At 46.2% G+C, this 24,367-nt stretch carries 20 protein-coding genes; 6 read left to right on the forward strand and 14 right to left on the reverse strand.

What is annotated here, in order from left to right:
* Window positions 1-54 precede the first annotated feature (54 nt).
* The 6 genes from oppF to PG915_RS11780 all read right to left on the reverse strand — a co-directional run bounded on the left by oppF (window position 55) and on the right by PG915_RS11780 (window position 7,176).
* The gene (gene oppF, locus PG915_RS11755; protein ID WP_353496689.1) at window positions 55-1,047 is read right to left on the reverse strand and encodes a murein tripeptide/oligopeptide ABC transporter ATP binding protein OppF; all 993 of its coding nucleotides are present in this window, start codon (window positions 1,045-1,047) and stop codon (window positions 55-57) included.
* 5 nt (window positions 1,048-1,052) lie between these two features.
* The gene (locus PG915_RS11760) at window positions 1,053-2,024 is read right to left on the reverse strand and encodes an ABC transporter ATP-binding protein (RefSeq protein ID WP_353496690.1); all 972 of its coding nucleotides are present in this window, start codon (window positions 2,022-2,024) and stop codon (window positions 1,053-1,055) included.
* Window positions 2,025-2,043: 19 nt separating this feature from the next.
* Window positions 2,044-2,946 (reverse strand): oligopeptide ABC transporter permease OppC, encoded by a 903-nt coding sequence (oppC, locus tag PG915_RS11765; RefSeq protein ID WP_353498715.1) that lies wholly within the window; start codon window positions 2,944-2,946, stop codon window positions 2,044-2,046.
* A 15-nt stretch (window positions 2,947-2,961) separates the two neighbouring features.
* On the reverse strand, window positions 2,962-3,882 hold the full coding sequence (oppB, locus tag PG915_RS11770; protein WP_353496691.1) for an oligopeptide ABC transporter permease OppB: 921 nt from the start codon (window positions 3,880-3,882) through the stop codon (window positions 2,962-2,964).
* Window positions 3,883-4,011: 129 nt separating this feature from the next.
* Window positions 4,012-5,676 carry an ABC transporter substrate-binding protein gene (locus PG915_RS11775; RefSeq protein WP_353496692.1) on the reverse strand — a complete coding sequence of 555 codons (1,665 nt, stop codon included), beginning with the start codon at window positions 5,674-5,676 and terminating at the stop codon, window positions 4,012-4,014.
* Window positions 5,677-6,321: 645 nt separating this feature from the next.
* Window positions 6,322-7,176, reverse strand: coding sequence for a helix-turn-helix transcriptional regulator (locus PG915_RS11780; protein WP_353496693.1), 855 nt, complete (start codon window positions 7,174-7,176; stop codon window positions 6,322-6,324).
* Window positions 7,177-7,557: 381 nt separating this feature from the next.
* Between PG915_RS11780 and PG915_RS11785 the strand changes: the two genes are divergently transcribed.
* Together PG915_RS11785 and PG915_RS11790 are read left to right on the forward strand one after the other, a co-directional pair.
* Entirely contained in the window at window positions 7,558-9,174 is a 1,617-nt protein-coding gene (locus PG915_RS11785) for a long-chain-fatty-acid--CoA ligase (RefSeq protein WP_353496694.1), read from the forward strand.
* A gap of 186 nt (window positions 9,175-9,360) precedes the next feature.
* On the forward strand, window positions 9,361-10,587 hold the full coding sequence (locus tag PG915_RS11790; protein ID WP_353496695.1) for an MFS transporter: 1,227 nt from the start codon (window positions 9,361-9,363) through the stop codon (window positions 10,585-10,587).
* 80 nt (window positions 10,588-10,667) lie between these two features.
* Here the strand turns inward: PG915_RS11790 and PG915_RS11795 are convergent, their stop codons facing one another.
* The 4 genes from PG915_RS11795 to PG915_RS11810 form a co-directional block, all read right to left on the reverse strand.
* Complete coding sequence (locus PG915_RS11795; RefSeq protein ID WP_353496696.1) at window positions 10,668-11,654, reverse strand: Gfo/Idh/MocA family protein; 987 nt, start codon at window positions 11,652-11,654, stop codon at window positions 10,668-10,670.
* A 214-nt stretch (window positions 11,655-11,868) separates the two neighbouring features.
* Entirely contained in the window at window positions 11,869-12,390 is a 522-nt protein-coding gene (locus tag PG915_RS11800; RefSeq protein WP_353496697.1) for an NADPH-dependent FMN reductase, read from the reverse strand.
* Window positions 12,391-12,534: 144 nt separating this feature from the next.
* Window positions 12,535-12,798: a YfcL family protein gene (locus PG915_RS11805; RefSeq protein WP_353496698.1), complete on the reverse strand. Its 264-nt coding sequence runs from the start codon at window positions 12,796-12,798 to the stop codon at window positions 12,535-12,537.
* Between the two features lie 42 nt (window positions 12,799-12,840).
* Window positions 12,841-13,371 carry an elongation factor P hydroxylase gene (locus PG915_RS11810; protein ID WP_353496699.1) on the reverse strand — a complete coding sequence of 177 codons (531 nt, stop codon included), beginning with the start codon at window positions 13,369-13,371 and terminating at the stop codon, window positions 12,841-12,843.
* Between the two features lie 236 nt (window positions 13,372-13,607).
* Here PG915_RS11810 and PG915_RS11815 point away from each other — a divergent pair, with 236 nt between their 5' ends.
* Window positions 13,608-14,231: a trimeric intracellular cation channel family protein gene (locus tag PG915_RS11815; protein ID WP_353496700.1), complete on the forward strand. Its 624-nt coding sequence runs from the start codon at window positions 13,608-13,610 to the stop codon at window positions 14,229-14,231.
* A gap of 169 nt (window positions 14,232-14,400) precedes the next feature.
* Window positions 14,401-14,874 carry a glycine zipper family protein gene (locus PG915_RS11820; protein ID WP_353496701.1) on the forward strand — a complete coding sequence of 158 codons (474 nt, stop codon included), beginning with the start codon at window positions 14,401-14,403 and terminating at the stop codon, window positions 14,872-14,874.
* A gap of 82 nt (window positions 14,875-14,956) precedes the next feature.
* On the opposite strand, the gene fusA is transcribed toward PG915_RS11820, so the two are convergent.
* From fusA to prmB, 3 genes are all read right to left on the reverse strand, one after another.
* Entirely contained in the window at window positions 14,957-16,972 is a 2,016-nt protein-coding gene (gene fusA, locus PG915_RS11825; RefSeq protein ID WP_353496702.1) for an elongation factor G, read from the reverse strand.
* 930 nt (window positions 16,973-17,902) lie between these two features.
* The gene (aroC, locus tag PG915_RS11830; protein WP_353496703.1) at window positions 17,903-18,988 is read right to left on the reverse strand and encodes a chorismate synthase; all 1,086 of its coding nucleotides are present in this window, start codon (window positions 18,986-18,988) and stop codon (window positions 17,903-17,905) included.
* A 232-nt stretch (window positions 18,989-19,220) separates the two neighbouring features.
* Window positions 19,221-20,153, reverse strand: a complete 933-nt coding sequence (prmB, locus tag PG915_RS11835) for a 50S ribosomal protein L3 N(5)-glutamine methyltransferase (protein WP_353496704.1) — start codon at window positions 20,151-20,153, stop codon at window positions 19,221-19,223.
* 62 nt (window positions 20,154-20,215) lie between these two features.
* On the opposite strand from prmB, the gene smrB reads away from it, so the two are divergent.
* The gene (smrB, locus tag PG915_RS11840; RefSeq protein ID WP_353496705.1) at window positions 20,216-20,746 is read left to right on the forward strand and encodes an endonuclease SmrB; all 531 of its coding nucleotides are present in this window, start codon (window positions 20,216-20,218) and stop codon (window positions 20,744-20,746) included.
* Window positions 20,747-20,764: 18 nt separating this feature from the next.
* On the opposite strand, the gene sixA is transcribed toward smrB, so the two are convergent.
* Window positions 20,765-21,229: a phosphohistidine phosphatase SixA gene (gene sixA / locus PG915_RS11845; protein ID WP_353496706.1), complete on the reverse strand. Its 465-nt coding sequence runs from the start codon at window positions 21,227-21,229 to the stop codon at window positions 20,765-20,767.
* 334 nt (window positions 21,230-21,563) lie between these two features.
* Between sixA and PG915_RS11850 the strand changes: the two genes are divergently transcribed.
* Window positions 21,564-24,347: an insulinase family protein gene (locus tag PG915_RS11850; RefSeq protein WP_353496707.1), complete on the forward strand. Its 2,784-nt coding sequence runs from the start codon at window positions 21,564-21,566 to the stop codon at window positions 24,345-24,347.
* The last annotated feature ends 20 nt before the right edge of the window (window positions 24,348-24,367 follow it).

Here is a 24,367-nt window from a genome sequence, read left to right on the forward strand (position 1 = left end):
CACTCACACACAAATGATTAAGGCTTTTCCTTGCTATTACATTACTGGGATACTCTAAACAGTTACGTTTAGGCACGACACTGCGTGTACGTCCGTTCCCTGTATTGTTGGTTTTTGTTGTGCGCACTGCTCTGTCGCTTGTGGACAGCGCGTGCGGAACACACAACCCGATGGTGGGTTAATTGGTGAAGGTAGATCGCCTTCCAGCATTTGAATCGTCTTAAAGCGCTCTAGCTTAGGATCAGGTATAGGTACTGCTGACATCAGCGCACGCGTGTATGGGTGCTTAGGATCTGCAAACAGTGCTTCAGATTCACCTAACTCTACAGCGTTGCCTAGGTACATCACCAATACGCGATCAGAAATGTGTTTTACTACCGACAAATCGTGGGCAATGAAAACTAAACTCAAACCTAACTCTTTTTGTAGCTCTTTGAGAAGGTTAACTACCTGAGCCTGGATCGATACATCCAGTGCCGATACAGGCTCGTCACAGATGATCATCTTAGGTTTTAGAATAAGCGCACGAGCGATACCGATACGCTGACACTGACCACCAGAGAACTCGTGTGGGTAACGGTTAATAACGTTTGGTAGTAGGCCTACCTTAGTCATCATTTCACGAACACGGTCTTTGACCTCTTCTTTAGAAAGCTCTGGATAGAAGGTTTCTAGCGGTTCAGCGATGATGTCACCGACAGTCATACGCGGGTTAAGCGATGCCAAAGGATCTTGGAATATCATTTGGATCTCTTTACGCGTATTACGACGCTCAACTTCACGCATCTTAGTCAAGTCTTGACCAAGCCACATCACTTCACCGTCTGTTGCTTCAACTAGACCGATGATGGCACGCGCAAATGTCGATTTACCACAACCAGATTCGCCTACTACGCCTAGCGTTTCGCCTTCGTATAAACGAACATTCACGCCGTCTACCGCTTTAAGGTTGGCAGGTTTGCTCCAAGGCCATGCAGACTTGGAAGCAATGCTAAAGTGAACTTTAAGCTCTTTAACGTCTAGAAGTAGTTCTTTGTTATTTGTCATTGCATTCATTTGGCCCAAGCCTCCCAATCAGAAAAACACGCACGTTGACGACCTTGACCAAAGTTCTCTAGCTTTGGTGCTTCTACGCTACACTGAGGTGTTGCACGGTGACAACGCTCTTGGTAAGGACAGCCAGGTGGTAGGCGCAGCAAGTTAGGTGGGTTGCCTGGAATCGTTGGTAGAATTTCACCTTCAGTATCCAAACGAGGGATCGCTTTTAGTAGACCTTCTGCGTATGGGTGACTTGGGTTGTAGAAGATTTCATCTACTGTGCCGTACTCCATAGTACGACCCGCATACATCACTAGTACTTTGTCACAAGAACCTGCAACCACACCCAGGTCGTGGGTGATCATGATGATTGCGGTATTCAATTCTGATTTAAGCTCGTTCAGAAGATCCATGATCTGTGCTTGAACGGTTACATCAAGTGCCGTTGTTGGCTCATCGGCAATCAAAAGCTTTGGACGACATAGTAGCGCCATTGCAATCATTACACGCTGACGCATACCGCCTGAAAACTCATGCGGATACATGGTGATACGCTTACGCGCTTCAGGGATCTTAACGGCTTCAAGCATGCGAACTGACTCTTCGAATGCTTCTGCTTTGCCCATGCCTTTGTGAAGCATGAGTACTTCCATCAACTGGTCGCTCACCTTCATGTAAGGGTTTAGCGAGGTCATTGGATCTTGGAAGATCATCGCGATTTGTTCTGCACGAACCTTGTTTAGCTCTTTCTCAGGCAGGTTAAGGATCTCTTTGCCTTCAAACTTAGCACTACCAGAGATGATGCCGTTTTTCGCAAGCAGACCCATGATAGAGAATACAGTCTGAGATTTACCCGAACCTGACTCACCTACGATACCGAGCGTTTCGCCTTGGTTCAGTGAGAAGTTGAGGTCGTTAACCGCGGTAACAATACCGTCCTGCGTGGTAAATTCGACACGCAGATCTTTTACATCTAATAAGCTCATATTACTTCCTTAGTCTTTATTATCTGTCTTTTGGATCCAACGCGTCACGAAGACCGTCGCCCACATAGTTAAAGCAGAACAGGGTTATTACCATAAATGCTGCAGGGAATGTTAGCTGCCAAATAGCAACTTCCATTGTGTTTGCACCTTCTTGTAGTAGTGCGCCCCAACTAGTCATTGGCTCTTGAACGCCTAGACCAAGGAATGAAAGGAATGATTCGGTCAGAATCATGCTAGGGATAAGTAGCGTTGAGTATACCGCTACGATACCAAGTACGTTTGGAACAATGTGACGAGTAATGATTTTCCACTTACTCACACCACAGACGTGCGCCGCTTCGATAAACTCTTTGCTGCGTAGGCTGAGCGTCTGACCACGTACGATACGCGCCATGTCTAGCCAAGCAATCGCACCGATTGCCACAAAAATAAGCACAATATTACGACCAAAGAATGTCACTAGTACGATAACTAGGAACATAAATGGTACTGCGTACAGGATTTCTAGAATACGCATCATGATGCGGTCAACACGACCACCGATAAAGCCTGAAGCTGCACCGTAAAGAGTACCAATCACTACCGCTACTAGCGCACCTAGTACACCAACCATCAACGAGATACGACCGCCTACTAGAGTACGAACATACAAGTCACGCCCCAGTGCATCGGTGCCAAACCAGTGCGCCGCACTTGGCGCAGAGTGCATCGCAGACCAGTTTGTATCGTCAAATGCATGCTCAGCAAGCATAGGTAGGAAGACAACCGCAAGCGTCATTAAGGCAAGGATAAACAAGCTGACCATCGCGGCTTTGTTACGCATGAATCGAATGCGTGCATCTTGCCAAAGACTGCGACCCTCTACCTCTAGATTTTCTGAAAACTTTTCTACTGCTTCTAAGTTTTCTTTCTTCGTTAGTATCATTACTTAGCTCCTTTAGTAACGAATTTTCGGGTCAATCATGGCAAGCAAGATGTCCACGACTGCGTTGAACAGAATGAATAGGAAACCAATCAAAATGGTGATACCCATTACTAACGAATAGTCACGGTTAAATGCTGCGTTTACGAACAGCTTACCGATACCTGGTAGACCAAAGATGGTCTCGATAACGACCGAACCTGTGATGATACCGACGAAAGCAGGTCCCATGTACGATACCACTGGCAGTAGAGCTGGCTTAAGCGCGTGCTTCAGAATGATGTAACGGTAGCTCAAACCTTTCGCACGAGCGGTACGAATGAAGTTACTGTTGAGCGTTTCGATCATGCTGCCACGGGTGATACGAGCAAACGTTGCCACGTAGAGCAGAGACATACCGATGATCGGTAGCGCCATGTATTGAAATGAGCCGTCATTCCAACCACCAGCAGGCAGCCAACCAAGGTTAATTGAGAAGATATATATCAGTACCGGCGCGAGTACGAATGAGGGCATAACAACCCCGAGCATGGCGGTGGCCATCACCCCATAATCGAGCCAACTGTTTTGCCGCAGTGCGGCTATGGTTCCTACCGTTACCCCCATAATGACGGTAAAGATGAACGCTAAGAAACCGACTTTTGCTGACACTGGTAATGCATTAGAGACCAGTTCATTTACCGAGAAGTCTTTATACTTGAACGAAGGACCAAAGTCGCCTTGCAAAATGTTGGTTAGGTAAGTGGTGTATTGCTCAAACACCGGCTTATCTAGGCCGTATTTTGCGTTGATGTTCGCCATTACCTCTGGAGGCAGTGGACGCTCACTTGAAAAAGGGTTACCTGGTGCGAAGCGCATCAGGAAAAAAGATACGGTGATCAATACCAGTAGTGTTGGTATTGCTTCAAAAATCCGTTTCATAATGAATTTAAACATAAACTCATCCATCCAGTCTGTGACAATTAAAAATAGCAATAGACGCTGCATGTGTTTCCACATGCAGTGCCTTCATAGTTATAGTTTTATGTGAGTAGGAACTACTCTATTGAATTACTTGAGAAGCAATTACTCTACGATGTACATATCTTTAGAGAACAGCTTATCTTCAGCGTTGTTTACCGCGTAGCCACCAACTTTCGGTGAGACCAAGCGAGATGTAACGTACTGATAGATAGGTGCGATTGGCATATCGCGCGCTAGCAGTTTTTCAGCTTCGATGTATAGCGCTTCGCGCTCTTCGTCGCTAGTTGCAGCCATTGCTTTAGCCATTACTGCGTCATACTCTTCACTGTGGTACTTAGGATCGTTAGAGCTGTTGTTAGATTGCATTAGTGACAGGAAGCTTGAAGCTTCGTTGTAGTCACCACACCAACCAGCACGAGTCACGTCGAAGTCACCTTGGCGGCGAGTATCTAGGTACGTTTTCCACTCTTGGTTTTCAAGCGTAACGTTAACACCTAGGTCTTTCTTCCACATAGATTGAACAGCAGTGGCTACTTTCTTGTGGTTTTCAGACGTGTTGTATAGCAGTGTGAAGTTTAGAGGATTGTTCTCATCGAAGCCTGCTTCAGCAAGAAGCTTCTTCGCTTCAGCAATACGCTCTTCCTGAGTCATGTTGCCGTACGCTGGAAGTGCTGGGTTGAAGCCCGCTGTGATTTCTGGCGTTAGGAAGTAAGCTGGCTTCTGACCTTGACCCATGATTGCGTTAGCAACGACGTCACGGTCGATAGTGTAAGACAGTGCTTTACGAACGCGAACATCGTCGAACGGTGCTTTTTGGTTGTTGAAACCGTAGTAGTAAGAACACAGGTTACCTTTCACGTTAACCGACTCTGGGTGCTCTTTCTGTAGACGTTTGAAGTGCTCGATAGGCAGTTCGTTTGTGATCTGAATTTCACCAGATAGGAAACGGTTCATTTCCGCTACTTGGTTTTCGATCGGTAGGAACGTTACTTTCGTTAGCTTAGTGTTTGCGTTATCCCAGTACTGAGTGTTTGGCTTGAGCTCAATACGCTCGTTTACCACCCAGTTGTCTAGAACGAATGCACCGTTACCAACAAAGTTTTCTGGTTTAGTCCACTGGTCGCCAAACTTCTCAACAGTCGCTTGGTGTACTGGCTTAACCGTTGTGTGACCCATCATCTTAACGAAGTAAGGAACCGCTTGCTCTAGTTGTACAACAAGAGTGTGGTCGTCAGTCGCAGTCACACCTAGTGTGTCTTTGTCTTTCTTACCAGCGATGATATCCGCAGCATTTTCCATCGTCGTCATTTCTAGGTACCACGAGTATGGAGAAGCTGTGTTTGGATCAACTGCACGCTTGAAACTGTATACGAAATCTTGAGCAGTTACTGGGTCGCCGTTAGACCATTTTGCGTCTTTGCGAAGGTGGAAAGTGAACTTAGTGTTGTCTGTCGTTTCCCAAGACTCTGCAACACCTGGAGTGGTGTTACCATCTGCGTCTTGGTTTACAAGGCCTTCTAGTAGATCACGAATTACGTGAGACTCTGGAACACCTTCAGTTTTATGCGGGTCAATCGACGCGACTTCAGTACCGTTACCACGAACGAGTTCCTGAACATCTGCCAATTTAACTTCTGATGTATTTTCCACTGCAGCCGGTGCAGGTTGTTGAGTTTGCTTTTCCTCTGGCTTATCGCCACAACCTACTAGCGCTAGCGACATACCTGCACTCACAAGTATCGCTCGCGTGATCTTATTCTTATACATGTATTAAACTCCAAGTTTTATTTTTGCATCCATGACTTCTTCGAAGAATTGCTAGAACGGTCAGCATTTTAGAACTATTTAGCTCAATATTTGAGCATAAAATTCTAAATCCTTACGAAGATTGCGGTTCACATTACCAATCTTCAAAGCAATTTGCCATATTTTTGTAGCGAAAATGGCATAATTCTCCTAGGAGAGATAAATAATAGATAAAAACTCCACCAAGTGGTGAAGTTACTGACTGATATCACTAGTGGACAATTTAACACCAGCGATAAATCTCGATAATTCTAATTTTTAACCACTAAACAGCATGTTTGACTAAAATCCCACCACACCATTTAACAATTCGTTTTCATTTTACCTATCACTCAGAATTATCAAACACCTAAAAACCAAATGTGATTGCAATCACATACATTCGGGCTACTTCCGTGCAACCTCGGATTAAGATCACAAAAAACCCGACCTCTGACTACCAAGAGATCGGGTAAACTGACGGCGCTACGCGGCTCAAGCGTGCGCTCAGATAAGGAGATGTGTCACTAGCAGACGCTACTTTGTCGCGCTTACTGGTTCCAACCGTTACTATGTTAAATATTTTTAACACTCCACCCAATAACCCTAATAGGGGATAAAAGGTGATCAGTGCACGCTCTTGCCACCAAAATACAGGGTTAGCGGGTCAATATTGCTGTCAGCAGGCACCGTAGATGCCGCTTCTAAGAACAGAGAGAACAGCTCTGATTGGGAAGATATTTTTAACTTATTGTGGATTCGCTTGCGATATACCTTCACAGTTTCTGTCGAGACTTCTAACAAAGGCGCAATCGCCTTAGTAGAGTAACCTTGCAATACTAATTGGGTCACCTGACATTCACGTTCACTAAGGAAGTCTTTGCCAAAGTTACTGAAAATATCATTCAACTGATGACCAATAGTACGTTGTTCTGGATGGCCTACCTGAAAGTGCTTGCAAATCGCGACACTGATCAGCTCATAAAAAGTATTCACGACTTCCACTTCATCGACATCTACGCTCGCCTTATTGCGCAGTCCAAGTGAAAGCACTAAACGCAAATTATCACCACAACTGGTGATGACTCCCACTTCTTTTTGCAACCCTGTTTGTTTATATATTTGGTGGTAGTAATCGCTACTGTAGAATTCATCTGGAGCAATATCATCGAGACGATAGACTCCTTCTTTTACTCCGCGGCGGATCAACTGATAGAACGGATCCAGCACCAAAGCGCTCATAAACTCTTTGTCGATAGCTTGGTCTTCGAAAAAACTCGTATCGTTGTAAAGCAAAACAGGTGCGTTTTCTCCACCAAAGCTCATCACGACTAAACTGTCATAACCAACAATCGCAGTTGTAAGCTCAGACAGTCGCTGTAGAAATGTTGCATCTCCAATAGCGGCAATTAATCGTGGATAGTGTCGGTTGAACTCACTCCATGCACCTGCTTGTTCCGTCATTGTCGTAGGTTGAGACATAGACACTCCTTATCTTAACTTCACATGCCTATTCAATTACCATGATTCTCGATGCTTGCTCAACTCAGTACAGACCCAACGTTCCGCTCTTCGCGGTTTTCACCGTTAGAACTATTCGTTTGTACAATGGGATGCGATTCTGCAATGGTCGCTTCTGCAATCAAAGCGCATCGATGAGTAAATTATATCTTCCATCGTGACAAATATATTGAATGATAAAAAGTAAATTACCCCGCTTTTAAGGAGCTGTGTCAAAGTTTCTACTGCAGAGCCTGACACTTATGTGACTTCACAACTCAACTCGTAACTCTATTGGGGTACATACCCAAAGCCAATGCGATCACATACTATTCACATTCCAATAACAAACGGAGTTGCATAATGAAAGGTCAAATGATGAATGTCCCTCTCACCATTACTGAAATCATGCGTCATGCGGATAAAGTGAACGGTGATACTGAAGTTGTCTCGGTGACTTATGACAATCCTCGCCACAAATATACCCTTAACGACGCATTTAAAAGAACTCGCCAGCTTGCCAATGCGCTGCAGTCACTTGGTCTAGAAAAAGGGCAGCGCATCGCTACGTTTGCCTGGAACGATTATCGTCATCTTGAGCTGTACTACGCCATCTCTTGTTCGGGTGCCGTACTGCACACGGTCAACCCGCGCTTATTTCCAGAGCAAATCGAATACATCGTCAATCACGCCGAAGATACCGTCGTGTTTTTCGATCCGGTTTTTGCGCCGCTCATTGAAAAGCTGCAGCACAATTTCCCATCAGTTCGTCACTATGTTGCCCTTTGTGATAAGGCGCACCTACCCGATGTCAACATTGCCAATCTAACCGATTATGAATCCTTGATTGACGATCAAAGCGATGAGTTCGACTGGCCAGAACTGGCCGAAGATGATGCGAGCTCCCTATGCTATACCTCGGGTACGACCGGACACCCGAAAGGTGTGTTGTATTCACATCGTTCTACCGTGCTCCATTCACTAGGTAGCGCACTACCGGATGCATTTTCGCTTTCTATCGACCAAACCGTTATGCCAATTGTGCCCATGTTTCATGTAAACGGATGGGGGCTTGCTTACAGCGCACCTATGACCGGCACCAAGCTCGTGATGCCGGGACCTAAGATGGCCGATGGCGTAGTGTTAAGCGACCTCATCAATAGCGAGGGTGTCACGATGACCGCAGGGGTACCTGTCGTGTGGCTGATGCTACTCGAGCATCTTAAAAACAATGACATTCAAGTACCGACACTGGATCGCATCGTAGTTGGTGGCTCGGCATGTCCAGAGCTACTAATCAATGAATTTGATGAGCTGTTCAATGTCTCGGTTCACCACGCCTGGGGGATGACTGAGATGAGTCCACTTGGCACTTTTAATAAACTAAAACCGAGCCTCAAGCAGCAGTCAGAAAAAGAGCAGATGAACTATAAGCTCAAGCAAGGGCGTATTGTATTTGGTGTCGATATGCGGATCGAAGATTGGCAGGGTCAAGAAGTGGAATGGGATGGCCATCAATTTGGTGCAGTCAAAGTAAGGGGACCTTGGATTGCTTCTGGTTACTATAAGCAAGGCGAGTCCGTTGACGACAATGGCTATTTTGACACGGGTGATGTCGCCAGCGTGGATCCCCATGGCTATATGTTGATCACAGACCGTTCTAAAGATGTGATAAAGTCCGGTGGTGAATGGATTAGCTCGATTGAGCTTGAAAACATAGCCGTCGGCCACCCTGATATCAAAGAGGCGGCGGTCATCGGTGTTCCTCATAAAAAATGGGGAGAAAGACCGCTACTGATAGCCGTTACCCACGATGTAGAAATCTCTGCCGAAGCGCTGCTTGACCATTTTGACGGTAAAGTGGCTAAGTTCTGCATCCCGGATGCGGTTGAGTTTATTAAAGAGCTCCCCCACACCGCTACTGGCAAATTGAGCAAGAAAGATCTGCGCAGTAAATACGCCGACTATATTCTAGGTTAATCCGTCCTCGCCTTACCTCTCCTACCGGGTCTTTGTGTCCTCACAGAGACCCGAACCTGATATGAAACACAATAATTACATCCATTAACATCTCTGTAACCCAATTGGGTACTACATCAATTGCTAATTAACGCTCACTATTAACATGTCTATAACAAACTGTTCAAGGATGGATAGGAGCTCAATATGCTAAACACTTTTATTAGCCCAAAACGGACGATTGATTCAAAAGCGCTAATCATCGCAGCTATGATGCTGGTGATGTTTGCGCCTAACGCGTTTAACTTTTTACCCTTTATGCTTGGCGGCGCTGCAGAAGCTATGGCACTCGATGATGCGCAAATTGAAAGCATCGCGATGTACGAACTTCTTGCCACAGCCCTCTCTTCTCTACTTTTTTCGCTACTTCTGATTCGCCGTGTTAACTGGCGTTACATTGGTTACATTGCCGCTATCGCACTGATTGCGGGTAACTACATGAGTATGACTGCGCAGGACTTCGATAGCTTTATCACCAGTCGTTTGATTGCTGGTAGCGGCCAAGGCATCGGCTATTCATTAGGTCTGGTGGGAATGAGTGTGACTAAGCACCCAGGTCGTAACTTTGGTTACATGATTGCCGCCCTCAATGTTTGGCTAATCACTTGGTTCATTTTGATCCCAGAGCTCATGGCAGAATTCGGTCTCAACGCCCTCTACCAATTCTTTATGTTTGCCTCTGCGTTATGCTTGGTCGCTTTCTGGTTCTACCCTGATAATGGCCGTGTTGACAAGGACAAAGAACTCTCTTCTGTACACGGCGATAGCGTCGACAAAAAGAAATACGTTGTCCCTATGATTTGGGTTGGTGGCGCATTCCTGGTTTACAGCTTAAGCCTTGGTATCATTTATCCGTATATCGAGATCATTGGTGCAGACATGCAAGCGTCTACTGAAGATGTCGGTTTGGTGTTGGCGGTAGGTTCAGTGATGGCCGTGATCGGTGGCATTCTGACTGCGGTTGTCGACAAGAAATATAGCCATACCACCATCATTGTTTCTCTTAGTGTGATTAACGCGGCGGTCTGTTTTGGTATGGCAAGCACCAACGACACCACATCATTCCTTGGCTTCTCTGCATTTTACATTATGCTTTGGAACATGATGTACGCTCGCTACTACACAGCACTAGCGACCACAGATAAGTCAGGTTACTTTAGCTCATACGGCCCAGAGATCGGTACAGTCGGTCTAGCGGCAGGTCCAATCGTTGCGCAGGCAGCAACGGCGACGGGCGATTTCCAAGGGCAGGTCGGCGTTGGTGCTGTCTGTATCGCAGTGGCAACCGTAATGGTGTTTATTGGTCTTGGTAAGTCTAAGCTGATAGATCGCGGGGTGGCTCGCGACTCTGACTCAGGACAGCAAAAAGCTTAAATTTAAATACATAGTCTAGGTAAAGCGTCGGTGTCACTGCCAACTGTCCGACGCTTTCATTGTGTTTAACTGTAAATTATCTATTGAGAGTTAACATCTGCCGGAAACACAATGCCAGTCTGACGGCGAACTTCAGTAATGATATGGGCAATTGTCAGCGAGCGCTGAGTCGCGTGTTCATCCATTTCTCCTTTCAAAATCATCGATGCAAAGGCCTTCGCTTCATACATCATGCTGTTCTCAACTTGTTCAGTTTCAAAATGAGTACGCTCACCACTTCGAGCATACAAATCAAAGCCTAAACACTCAGAGAAGTCAGCAAGTATCAGGCTACCCTCTTCCCCTTGGATTTCACTTGTTGAGTAGCTATTACTTACCTTCGAATGGCTTAACGTCACATCAAACTCAGGGTAACGAAGCAAAACGCTACCATGAGCATCAACCCCTGACTCCAACAAATGAGCACTTGCTTGAATCTGAGTCGGTGCACCAAACAACTCCACTGCAGCCGCCACGGAGTAGAAACCAATATCCATGATTGAGCCATTGGAAAATTCAGGGTTAAAGGTATTCGGGTTTTCACCATCAAGATACTTTTGATAGCGAGACGAGTACTGACAGTAGGTCAAATGAGCCTTGTGCAATCTTCCTAGGTTCGCTAGCGCTTTTTTAGCTTCAATAAAATTAGGTAAATAAGCCGTTTTGAAAGCCTCCATCAACACCACGTTGTTGGCTTTAGCCACTTCAAGCATCGACTCTACTTGCGCTAAGTTGGATGCCATTGGCTTTTCGCAAATGACATGCTTCCCCGCTTGCATCATTTGTATTGCTTGAGCACTGTGAAGGCTGTTTGGTGAAGCAATGTAAACCGCATCAATCTCTTTTGACGCCGCAAGTTCCTCTAATGAGTCAATAAATAGAGTAGCGCCAAGCGGTTCGCCGAATGCACGCGCTTTATCAAGCGCACGTGAATAAACCCCTCGAATCACAAACTGTTCGGTTTGCAGTGCCGCGCGAGCAAACTTCTCGCTAATCCAGTTTGTGCCGATAATTGCAAGCTGAAGCATAGTGTTCCCTTATCCTTTTTATTTTTTACTTATGTAGCTGTGGCTAAGATTACTCTTTGGCATCATCAATGCCAATATAGCTATGTATTAATTTGAGAAACGAGTATGAATTTGAGAAATGGATGACCCCATTTCGTAAATAAAAAAGCGGAATTAGAAAAGGCGCCATAAATAGGCGCCTTCATATAAAAATAGTTACGATACAAAAGTGAGATCAGAGCTGCTCAATGGCCGATTGAACTTTGTCAATCAACTCAGCGTTGGTGAGCTGACCCGATTCAAGGTCAAAATTATCGTAAAAGCTCGGAACAGAGACACTCGCTTTGACATTGCCGCCAAAATAAGGCGCGGAGTTGGTTGCCGCCGCAAGCACGTTTGCAGCGCCTCCAGGTCCTGGTGAAGTAGCGAGGTAGACTGCAGGAATGCCCTTAAATACTTCGCGTTCGATACGTGTCGCCCAATCAAACAAGTTCTTATACGCTGCTGGATGGTGACCGTTGTGCTCAGCAAAAGAAATGACTAATGCATCCGCGGTTGCAATCGCATCAAGAAACGTTTTTGCCCCCTCTGCCTGACCGATTTCTTTCTCTTTGTCTTCCGAAAATAGTGGAACATCAAACTGAGTAAGGTCAAGCACCTCGACGTCAGCGCCTTCAATTAAATTGGCGCTGTAAGTTGCTAGAGCTTTATTAATAGAAGTACTGCTAGTGCTTGCGCCAAATGCGATAACTTTCATAGTCGATTCCCTTTAGTCTCACGTAATGTTTGATTAAAGGTTAACCTATCTGCTTGATCCAGCAAGAGAGAAAATCCTATCTAGTTCATCGAATTATTTGAACAAGTACATTTTGCCTACGTCTTCGTTGCTAGGCTTGCCGTATTAAATAACGGCTTGTAGCTCTGTCCACAAGTCATTGACGATAACGCGGTCCGCTGGGCTCAGCTCTGACTTGGCCTCATCTAGGCTTGCTTGGATTCGAGTTTTAAATTCACCAATATCAACAACACCATCTTCTTCACACGATGCGGCAGACAGTGAAATGTGACCACGCAAGTAACCACCGGCAAATAGCTCATCATCGGAAGCTTGAGTGATTCGTGAATCAATGGTTTCTAACAGTTTTTCTTCGTATTCAATAATCATGTTGAGGCTCTTTAATAGTAATTCGATGATGGAGGCTATGCGCTAACGCACCACAAAGGTGTTATGAGTCAATTCAGGGGTTTGATAAAAGCTGCGCAATGCATCTGACAGCTGTTTTACGCGAGGTGGAATACCCTTTTCGAGGATAGAGGCAACCTCGGCATGAACCTTCCCCATAAATCCAAGACGATCCGGTTCAAAGTCGCCACTTAGGTTGTCGCAACTGACTGAAAACGGGAATCCAGCACTGGCCGCAAGGATCCACTCATAGGCTTGAGGACGGATCTCTACTTTCTCGAACTCAGCTTGTACCTCTGCCGTCCGACCGTCTGGTTGATACCAATAACCAAAGTCTTCCAACAACCTTCTCTCAGGGCCAGCGACACACCAATGAGCAATCTCATGTAATGCGGAGGCATAGAACCCTCTTGCGAAAACAATACGATGATAGTCGACCTTATCATCAGCTGGAAGGTAGATTGGCTCATCGCCACCTAACTCAAGCTTGGTGCGATAATCATCGAAAAAGGTGTGATTGAAAACAGTAATAAGATCTTGGTACTCGTGGTGCATAACAGTAGCGTAGCTATAATAATTGGCGTTATTGTGTATTCAATCGCAGGCGACGTAAAGGGCAAACTGTACAAAGCCAACTGAGCGGCTATATCTTTGTTGCGAAAACCGTGACTCACCCTAAAAAAGATTAGTTTAAGTAATCCGAAAAACGTTTGCGTGACAAATCATTTCATTCGTCAATATTGACACAAATCACTACACTATCGCATCTTCATTTTTCGAGTGTTAGCGTTATGTTACTCACCGTCTTATATATCATCGGCATCACGGCAGAAGCGATGACTGGCGCGCTCAGTGCGGGCCGACGCAACATGGATTGGTTTGGTGTCATGCTCGTTGCCAGTGCAACTGCAATTGGTGGTGGTACAGTTCGTGATATCTTGCTTGGTCACTATCCGCTAGGTTGGGTAAAACATCCTGAGTTTTTGGCCATTACTTGCTTTGCAGGGATCCTAACAACGGGACTGGCAAAATGGATTATTAAATTTAAAGGTGTGTTCCTAAGACTCGATGCTCTTGGTTTAGTTGTGTTTACCATTATCGGCACCAATGTTGGACTTGGCATGGGCTTACACCCATTCATTTGTGTAGTATCTGGTCTCGTCACTGGCGTTTTTGGTGGTCTACTGCGTGATTTGATCTGTCGCCAAACGCCACTAGTGCTTCATCAGGAGCTGTATGCATCTATTTCTGTCGTCGCAGCCTGCCTATATTTGGCACTGCTTGAGTACGGGTTATCGACGCTATCTACCACCGTCATCACATTGGTGGTTGGCTACACATTGCGTATGGCAGCGTTGCGCTTCAAATGGCGTTTACCTTCGTTTCAGTTAGACAGCGAAGAAGCGCTACACTAATTCGATTTCTAGTCTCAAATGACGCTGAAGCTGATATTCGCAACTTGAATATCAGCTTTATTGTCTCCCTTATCGTTCTATATATCACCTGTCGGTATAGTGAGTGTCATCCAAGGCAATCACCAATCAACGCCTTACAACGAAAAGGCGTAACAATACAGGTAATATTATGCTTTCATCAAAACTGCTGACATCGAAAACTCTTAAAGCCTTAGCTCTTGTGATGGCGCTATTCGCAACAGGATGTGCATCAAACAAAGCCACGAATGAAGACACAGCAAACCGCAATGAAGCACGTAATCGTGGCGCAATTGGCGGCGCCCTAATTGGTGTGACTGCAGGTGTGTTAACGGGTAGTCCAGAGGTGGCTGTTAAGGCAGGTACCGCAGGTGCAGTTGCTGGCGGCGTATCAGGCTCGATGAAAGATACCGCAGAAGCGCGTGAAACTGAACGTACAGAAATTTTGGCTGAAAGCCTACAGAAAGACACGCGTTCAGACTCAGAAAAACGCGTGGCTGAGCTAGAAGCTGAAATCCGCATCAAAGAGCTAGAAAAGCAAATTTCAGAAATGGAAAAACAGCAGCCAGCACCAACAGCGAACTCGACATCATCAGATTCTGAGCAGGAAAAGAGTAAGTCTTAACACGTCTTTGGCTAAAGTGTTCTGCATAAAAAGGTCGGCTTAAAACATCGGCTCCAACGGTTTTCCGTTGGAGCCGACTTGTTTACTCTTGCTCCTCACACACTCGGTTTTGAATCATGGGCGGTGCCGGCTCATAGTGACTCAGAGTCATGCTAAAGCGCCCTTCTCCACCCGTTAACGCTTTTAGCCTGCGGGAGTAATCCGCCAACTCGTTAATTGGCGATTTAGCGACCAAAATGGTGCTGCCATAAGTGCCTTGTTCGCTTCCGACGATGAGCCCTCGATTAGCAGAAAGATCGCCGGAAACATCACCGACATGTTGAGTTGGAATTTCTAAAGACAAGTCGACAATGGGTTCCAATACGATAGGGCCTGCTGCTTCGACAGCCTGCAAGAAGGCTTTTTTGCCAGCAATGACAAACGCAATCTCTTTTGAGTCAACCGAATGATACTTACCATCGAACACCGTCACTTCTATGTCTTTGATTGGATTGCCGGATATCGCCCCTTCTTCTAATGCCTGAACTATGCCTTTTTCCACTGCTGGGATTAACGCGGTTGGAATCGCGCCACCAACTACTTTGTTAACAAATCGGAAGCCAGCGCCACGCTCAAGCGGCCTTACTTTCAGTTGAACCTCACCAAACTGTCCAGCGCCGCCACTCTGTTTCTTATGACGATATTGCGCTTCGGCAGGCTTAGTAATGGTCTCGAAGTATTCAACGCTTGGCTGACTGGTTTCTACATCTAACTTGAAGACTTTTTGCATCTTTTCAAGCGCGATCTTGAGATGGAATTCACCCTGACCGCTAAGTACCGTTTCATTAGTGCGTGTACGGTGCTCTATCTTAAGTGATGGATCTTCTGCGGCAATCTTGGCTAATACGTCAGACATTTTCTGCTCATCACCGCGTTTTTTCGGTGTCAGCGTCAGACTGTACATCGACTCAGGGAAGTTTAGCGTTTTGAACTGCACGCCGTCTTCATCGTGAGAATCATGGATCACAGAATCAAAGGCAAGATCATCCACTTTCACCAATACGCACAGATCCCCCGCTTTAGCAGTGGTGATCTCTTGACGTTTCTTACCTTGTAAGTTGTATAGGTGGCCAACTTTAAACGCTTTACTGCTATCACCAACGAATAGCTGACTGCCCGCGGTAATTTCACCCTGAAAAACACGCACGTAAGCAAGCTTGCCCATATAAGGATCCACATTGACCTTGTAAACGTGCGCGACAGTATGGTCACGTTTGTCACAATCAATCGCTACTTGCTTACCATTTTTCTCTAGCATCGGTGGATTGCCTTCGTCTGGCATTGGCATAATTTCTGCCAAAGTGCGCAGCAACAGCTCACAGCCAGCACCCGTATCCGAGGAGACAAAACAAACGGGTACCACGTGACCGGTTCGGAGCGCTTTTTCAAACGGATCGTGGAGCTGCTCTGGTGTTAGTTCTGAGCCTTGCTCCAAATAGAGCTCCATCAACGATTCATCCATTTCAACAACCTGATCGACCAGTAGCTCATGGGCTTCATCGACGCCACTAAACAACGTGGTTTGCTCAGGATTTGGCTCAAAGTAGCAATCGACGACTTCCGCCGGCTTTTGTGACGGTAAGTTAATCGGTAAACATTGTGCGCCGAAGCGCTGCTCAATTTCTTCAAGTAATGCCAAAAGCTTGTCGGGGTGCTGATCGATCTTATTGATGATCACCATCTGGCATTTTTTCTGATCTTTTGCGAATCGGAATAAGCGCTCGGAGACTTGGTTGATAGAACTACCTGCATCCAGCACCAAAGCAGAGGTTTCAACCGCTGGAAAGATACTCATCGTGCGGCCGAGAAGCTCGACTTGTCCCGGAGTATCGATGAAGTTCATTTGATGGTTGCGCCACGAAAGAGTGACTGGGGTTGCTTCAACACTGTGCTGATAGTGAATAGACTGGTCGTCAAAATCGGTGATCGTGTCACCATCTTCAACATGACCTAGGTTATTAATGGCGTGGGACTCAAAAAGTAGACGTTCAACTAAGCTGGTTTTGCCAGTTCCTGTTTGACCGACAAAGGCAATATTTCTAATTTCATGTTGAGACATAAGACGCTCCTTAAATGATTGGAAACAAGCACTGTTACATTGAGTCGGCGGTTTCCCGCCTACTCGTCTTCCAAGTCATTTTTCGGATCCTTCTGTCCAAACAATGCACTCCCACATGATGGCTGAGTGACTAGTGTGAACCTATACCCACACAAATATTGTGACTAATTTCATAACGTATGGATTTTTGGGTATTTATTGCTTAAGACGTGATTTGGGACAAAAAATCCCTGCTGTTAATTAGCACGGCTAGTGGGGTGACGACTATTTTAGGACACCACCAACACCGTCATTCCTGTGCAGACAAGAATCTACTTAAGGCTTGGTGCTCGCTGTAAGAAGCCCCCTGCCTGCGCAGGAGTGACGATACACTGGGTCTTTGAAGGTGCCGATATGTGGGAGAACGACAAACTCCAAAACACCGTCCTTCCTGTGTAGACAGGAATCTACTTAAGGCTTGGTGCGCTGTAAGAAGACCCCTGCCTGCGCAGGAGTGACGATACACTGGGTCTTTGAAGGTGCCGATATGTGGGAGAACGACAAACTCTAGAACACCGTCATTCCTGTGTAGACAGGAATCTACTTAAGGCTTGGTGCTCGCTATAAGAAGACCCCTGCCTGCGCAGGAGTGACGATACACTGGGTCTTTGAAGGTGCCGATATGTGGGAGAACGACAAACTCTAAAACACCGTCATTCCTGTGTAGACAGGAATCTACTTAAGGCTTGGTGCTCGCTATAAGAAGACCCCTGCCTGCGCAGGGGTAACGATACACTGGGTCTTTGAAGGTGACGATATGTGGGAGAACGACAAACTCTAAAACACCGTCATTCCTGTGTAGACAGGAATCTACTTAAGGCTTGGTGCTCGCTGTAAGAAGACCCCTGCCTGCGCAGGGATGACGATATCTTGGGTATAATGTTGAACTGATTAAATCACTGGTGTCTCTGTTTGCACGCCGTGGTTCTGACCACGATGACGCAATAGGTGATCAAGCAACACAATCGCCAACATAGCTTCAGCGATTGGCACAGCGCGAATACCCACACATGGGTCATGACGACCTTTGGTGATCAATTGCGTTGGCTCACCGGTTTTCGTGATGGTTTCACCCGGTACTGTAATGCTTGATGTTGGTTTCAGTGCGATATTGGCAACAATATCTTGACCGGTAGAGATACCACCTAGGATGCCACCAGCATGGTTGCTGCTAAAGCCTTCCGGCGTCAGTGGATCGCGGTGCTCACTGCCTTTTTGATTCACTACATCAAAGCCGTCACCAATCTCGACACCTTTCACAGCGTTGATGCTCATTAGAGCATGGGCGATATCCGCATCAAGGCGATCAAAAATTGGCTCCCCTAGACCCACAGATACGTTGGTCGCAACCACTTGTAGCTTGGCACCAATTGAGTCACCTTGCTTTTTAAGATCGCGGATCAACTGGTCAAAAGCGTCTACTTTGTCGACATCTGGACAGAAAAACGGGTTATTTTCGATTTCGTTCCAATCTACTTTATCAATAGATACATCGCCCATTTGTGATAGGTAAGCACGAATTTCAACACCAAACTCTTGTTTAAGGTATTTCTTCGCGATAGAACCCGCCGCGACACGCATCGCCGTTTCACGAGCTGACGAACGGCCGCCACCACGGTAATCGCGGATACCGTATTTTTGGTGGTAGGTGTAATCCGCGTGTCCTGGTCGGAACTTGTCTTTGATTTCTGAGTAATCTTTTGAGCGCTGATCGGTGTTTTCGATCAGTAGACCAATCGACGTGCCTGTGGTTTTTCCTTCAAACACACCTGAAAGGATTTTTACCTCATCAGGTTCACGTCTTTGAGTGGTGTATTTTGATGTCCCTGGACGACGACGATCTAAGTCAACTTGCAGATCGGCTTCCGTGATTTCCAATCCAGGAGGGCAACCGTCCACCACACAACCTAGTGCGATGCCGTGACTCTCACCAAATGTGGTTACACGAAAATGTTGTCCGATGCTATTTCCTGCCATTACTTCCTCTGTCTGTCCGAACAAGCGCAGTGTCCGCAGCCTCTCTCTCAGCAATTTATACTAAGTGATACCAAGGATAAGTGGTACCAAAGCTAACTGTTAACGCTTGTCCTTTGCCTGTCTATTCTTCGTGAATTCATAGTGACGACAAAGGCTGACGTTGTAAACCCCCAAACGAAAAAACGCTGCAATTCTCATTGCAGCGTTACTTTATCTTAGAGTCAGTACTCGATTAATCTTTGTAGATCGAGAACTCTTCTGCGTGCTCAAGGATCTGATCGCGCGTTAGCATGAATACACCGTGGCCGCCGTTTTCAAACTCAATCCATGTGAATGGGATATGTGGGTACTGCTCCATCATATGAACCATTGAATTACCTACTTCACAGATAAGGATACCGTCATCAGTCAGATAATCCGGTGCATTTGATAGAATTCGGCGCACCAATTTCAGACCGTCAGTACCTGCCGCTAGGCCAAGTTCTGGCTCATGGGTGAACTCTTCTGGTAGTGAGTTCATGTCTTCTTCATCCACATATGGTGGGTTAGAGACGATCAGGTTGTATTTTTCTTTTGGCAAATCGCGGAAAAGATCTGATCGAATTGGGAACACTTGCTGTTCTAGACCGTGGTCTTGAACGTTCTGCTCAGCGACTTCCAATGCGTCTGTTGAAATATCAATGGCATCCACTTCGGCATCAGGGAAAGCGTGCGCGCAGGCAATCGCAATACAGCCACTACCAGTACACAGATCCATAATGCGAACTGGCTCATCAGCAAGCCAAGGCTGGAACTGAGCTTCAATCAGCTCACCAATTGGCGAACGTGGCACCAATACACGCTCATCAACAAAGAACTCTAGGCCACAGAACCAAGCTTTGTTGGTTAAGTAAGCTGTTGGTGTGCGGTCGTTAATGCGCTTGATAACACGCTCAACAACACGCAGACGCTCGCTGCTGGTTAGGCGCGAGTTTAAAACATGTGGTGGCACGTCAATCGGTAAGTACAGCGTTGGCAGGATCAGCTGAACCGCTTCATCCCAAGCATTGTCGGTGCCGTGGCCGTAAAACAGACCTGCTGCATTGAACCGACTAACGGTCCAACGAATCAAGTCTTGAAGTGTATGAAGCTCAGAAACGGCTTCTTCCACAAAAATCTTATCCAAAATTGCCTCCAAAAAGCGCTACAATACTGCCAATCTAGATGTTTATTGAGTTGTCCCAGTCCATGAGCAAAAAAGACACCAACGCTGATGACGATTTCGCCCTCTTTAGGGATGCAGTACAAGGCGTAAAAAAGTTGCAACAGGATACCATAGTCCAGCAGCCAAACAGAAATAAGAAACAAAAAGAGCAGAAAAGAACCAACCGCGAAGCCAAAGACGCGGAGTTTTATTTCTCTGACGAATTTGAGCCACATCTGAGCGATGATGGTCCGACTCGTTATGCGCGTGATGATGTGTCCACGTACGAAGTGAAACGCTTGCGACGCGGAGTGTATGTACCGGATGTGTTCTTAGACATGCATGGGATGACTCAGCAAGAAGCCAAGCGAGAGTTGGGGGCAATGATCGCCCATTGCATAAGAGAAAATGTGCACTGTGCTTGTGTCATGCACGGCATCGGCAAACACATTCTTAAGCAAAAAGCACCACTTTGGTTGGCTCAACATCCAGACGTGATGGCGTTCCACCAAGCGCCGCTTGAGTTTGGCGGCGATGGCGCGCTTTTGGTTTTACTTTCGATTCCTGAGAAATAACCTTTCTTCAGTTATTCTCTAAGGGTGAATGTGCCAAAGCACTTCGCCCTGCCTTCTCTGAACATCGTATTCGATGCACACCAGCCCAGACGTTGGGAACATAGGCGCACTGATGTCGCCGACAAACTCTGCCGTTAAATAACCAACCAACGGTAAGTGTGAGACGAGTAAAATCGACTCTAGACTTTCAATCTCAGCAATCGTTGAGACATACTCCACTACATCCTCAGCCTGACCGTAAGGCGTAATGTCATCAGAGGTGACGACGTCATCACTACTAAACTCTTGGCTGATCGCAGCCCACGTTTGCTGCGCTCTTAGATAAGGGCTCACAAGTACCTTATCAAAACGACCATACCCTTGCTGCTTACACGCTCTGGCAACGACAATCGAGTTGTCTTTGCCATGCTCAGTTAGGGCACGCTGCTCATCCGTTGGTGCATAATGGACGGCTTCGCCATGACGCATAATAAACACTTTCATATTAACACCCGCCTATTCAATGGTCGCACAAAGCAATCATCTCTAGCGCTTAAACCCTGCGCTATCTCTCGCAATTGCCTGCATATTCCGATAACTAGGGTATATACTTATTTAAAAAAATTAATTATATCAATTCACTTGCTAAAGGCTTCGACTTTCTTAACAATTTAAAGGTTAATACTTAAAAAGATTGTAAGTTAGTTTTTGTCTGTCTCCATGAAAGATTGTAAATAGTTGTTGGTTATCCCTGTTAGTACCAATTGTGAGACATCACTTTTGTCGCCAGACGCTTGGTTAAGCTGTCCCAAGCCACCGCTTAATCCGGAGAAGATACGTGCATATAAGTCCAAATGATAATCGCTCATATCGCTACCTCACTCTAAGTAATGAGTTACGCGTCCTGCTCGTCAAAGACGAGCACGCCCAAAAGTCCGCCGCAGCGCTTGCAGTGAACGTCGGCCATTTTGACGATCCAGACGATCGAGAGGGTCTTGCTCACTACCTCGAACACATGCTGTTCTTGGGCACGGAAAAGTACCCTAAAGTCGGAGAATTTCAATCCTTTATCAGTCAACACGGCGGCAGTAATAATGCTTGGACTGGCACCGAGCATACGTGTTACTTCTTTGACGTCTATCCAAATGCGTTTGAGAAAGGCCTCGATCGCTTCAGTCAGTTTTTCACTGCCCCGCTTTTCAACGAAGAAGCGCTAGATAAAGAGCGTCAAGCCGTCGATTCCGAATACAAGCTTAAACTTAATGAAGACGGACGCAGGTTATACCAAGTACAAAAAGAGACTATTAACCAAGCGCACCCTTTCGCCAAATTTTCTGTCGGCAATATTGAAACGCTAAGCGATCGCAATGGTGAAAGCATTCGCGGCGAGATTCTTCGGTTCCACCAGCAGCAATATTCTGCTGACATCATGACATTAGCCATGATTGGCCCTCATGAGCTGGATGAATTAGAACAGTGGGCAACAGACAAGTTTGCAGACATCGTCAATAATCAACGCATCAGCAAGTCCATAGACGTGCCTTTCGCCACCAAAGACAATACTCAAGTCATGGTACGCGTTGAACCCATCAAAGAGCTTCGTAAGTTAATCCTTGCGTTCCCGTTTCCTGCGACTCAGCAACATTATCACCAAAAACCTTTGTCTTATTTTGCCAACTTGCTGGGCTATGAAGGCAAAGGCAGCTTAATGCTGCATCTTAAAGAACTTGGCTGGATCACGTCCCTGTCTGCCGGTGGTGGCGCATCTGGTAGTAACTACCGCGAGTTTAGTGTCAGTATGACACTGACACCAACTGGGCTTGAGCACGTCAATGAGATGATTCAAGCGGTGTTCCAGTACCTAGAGCTCATTAAAACTCAAGGCATGCAGGAATGGCGCTACTTGGAAAAGCGTGCCGTCATGGAATCTGCGTTCCAGTTTCAAGAGCCTGCAAGACAAATGGACATGGTCAGTCATCTGGTGATGAACATGCAACACTACCCACCAGAGGACGTCATTTATGGCGACTACAAAATGGTGGGCTATGACGAAGCTATGCTGCTTGAGTATGCCCATTTCTTAACGACCGGAAATCTCAAAGCAACGCTGGTTGCCAAAGAGCAACACTACGACAAACAAGCGAAGTGGTACTTTACGCCATACTCGGTCATGGCATTCACTGAAGAGGAACTGGCGTTTTTCAATCAGCCTCTAAAAGAAGCGGAGCAGCCCTTCTGTCTGCCCGAAAAAAACCCGTTCATCAACTACGACTTGTCGACCTATCCACTTGAAAGCGAAGAGGCGCATCCTCAGCTTATAGAGGATTTAGACGGTTTTCGCCTTTGGCACCTTCAGGACAGTCAATTTAAGGTACCGAAAGGAGTGGTGTTTATCGCTATCGATAGCCCCCATTCGGTCGCTTCTTCCCGTAACATAGTCAAAACAAGGCTGTGTGTAGAAATGTTCCTTGACTCGCTCTCTGAGGAAACCTACCCCGCTGAAGTCGCAGGTCTGAGCTACGATATGTACGCCCACCAAGGTGGTGTCACCTTGTCGATTTCTGGTTTTAGCAAAAAGCAGCCTCAGTTATTGGAGATGATACTCCAGCGATTTGCGTCACGAGAGTTTAATCCCGCACGCTTTGAGAGCATAAAAGCGCAGTTAATGAGAGGTTGGCGTAACTCGGCGAAAGATCGCCCGATTTCACAGCTATTCAATGCCATGACGGGCATTTTACAGCCAAATAATCCACCAAACTCTGTGTTACTTGATGCACTAGAAACCATCACGGTCGATGAGCTACCTAGTTTTGTACAAGCGATATTATCTGAGCTGCACATCGATATGTTCGTGTATGGCGATTGGCATAAGCAAGGTGCATACGACATCGCCACCACGCTCAAAGATGCACTTCGTATCCACAATCAAAAATACGAAGAGAGTTTGCGACCTTTGATCATGCTTGGACGCAATGGCAGCTTCCAAAAAGAAGTGTTTTGCGATCAAGATGACTCTGCGATTGTGGTCTATTACCAATGTGAAGATATCAATCCACGTAGCATCGCACTCTACTCTCTGGCCAATCATTTGATGTCAGCGACCTTCTTCCATGAAATCCGAACTAAACAACAACTCGGTTATATGGTCGGCACCGGTAACATGCCTCTCAATCGCCACCCAGGGATAGTGCTTTATGTACAATCCCCAAATGCGGCACCAAGCGATCTTATTCGCTCTATCGATGAATTTTTGAATGCGGTCTACATGGTGCTGCTTGAGCTCAATGACTATCAATGGCACAGCAGCAAGAAAGGGCTCTGGAATCAGATTGCGACTCCAGATACCACGTTACGCGGCCGCGCTCAGCGATTGTGGATTGCCATAGGCAATAAAGACACCAGCTTTAGTCAGCGAGAGAAAGTGCTTGAGGAACTCAAATCATTAACACGCGCCGATATGATTCGCTTCGTTGTCAATGAGCTGAAACCGCGCACTGCAAATCGTTTGATTATGCATAGCCAAGGCAAGGCACATGTCGATGCCGAAAAACTTGAGTTAGGACTTGAAATAGGCTCGATTGAAGAGTTTCAATTAAGACCAAAAGACACCGATTTAGGATAAAAAACACCCCCTCTGTTGAG

It is taken from the genome of Vibrio sp. CB1-14 (assembly GCF_040412085.2).
Lineage (GTDB): Bacteria > Pseudomonadota > Gammaproteobacteria > Enterobacterales > Vibrionaceae > Vibrio > Vibrio chaetopteri.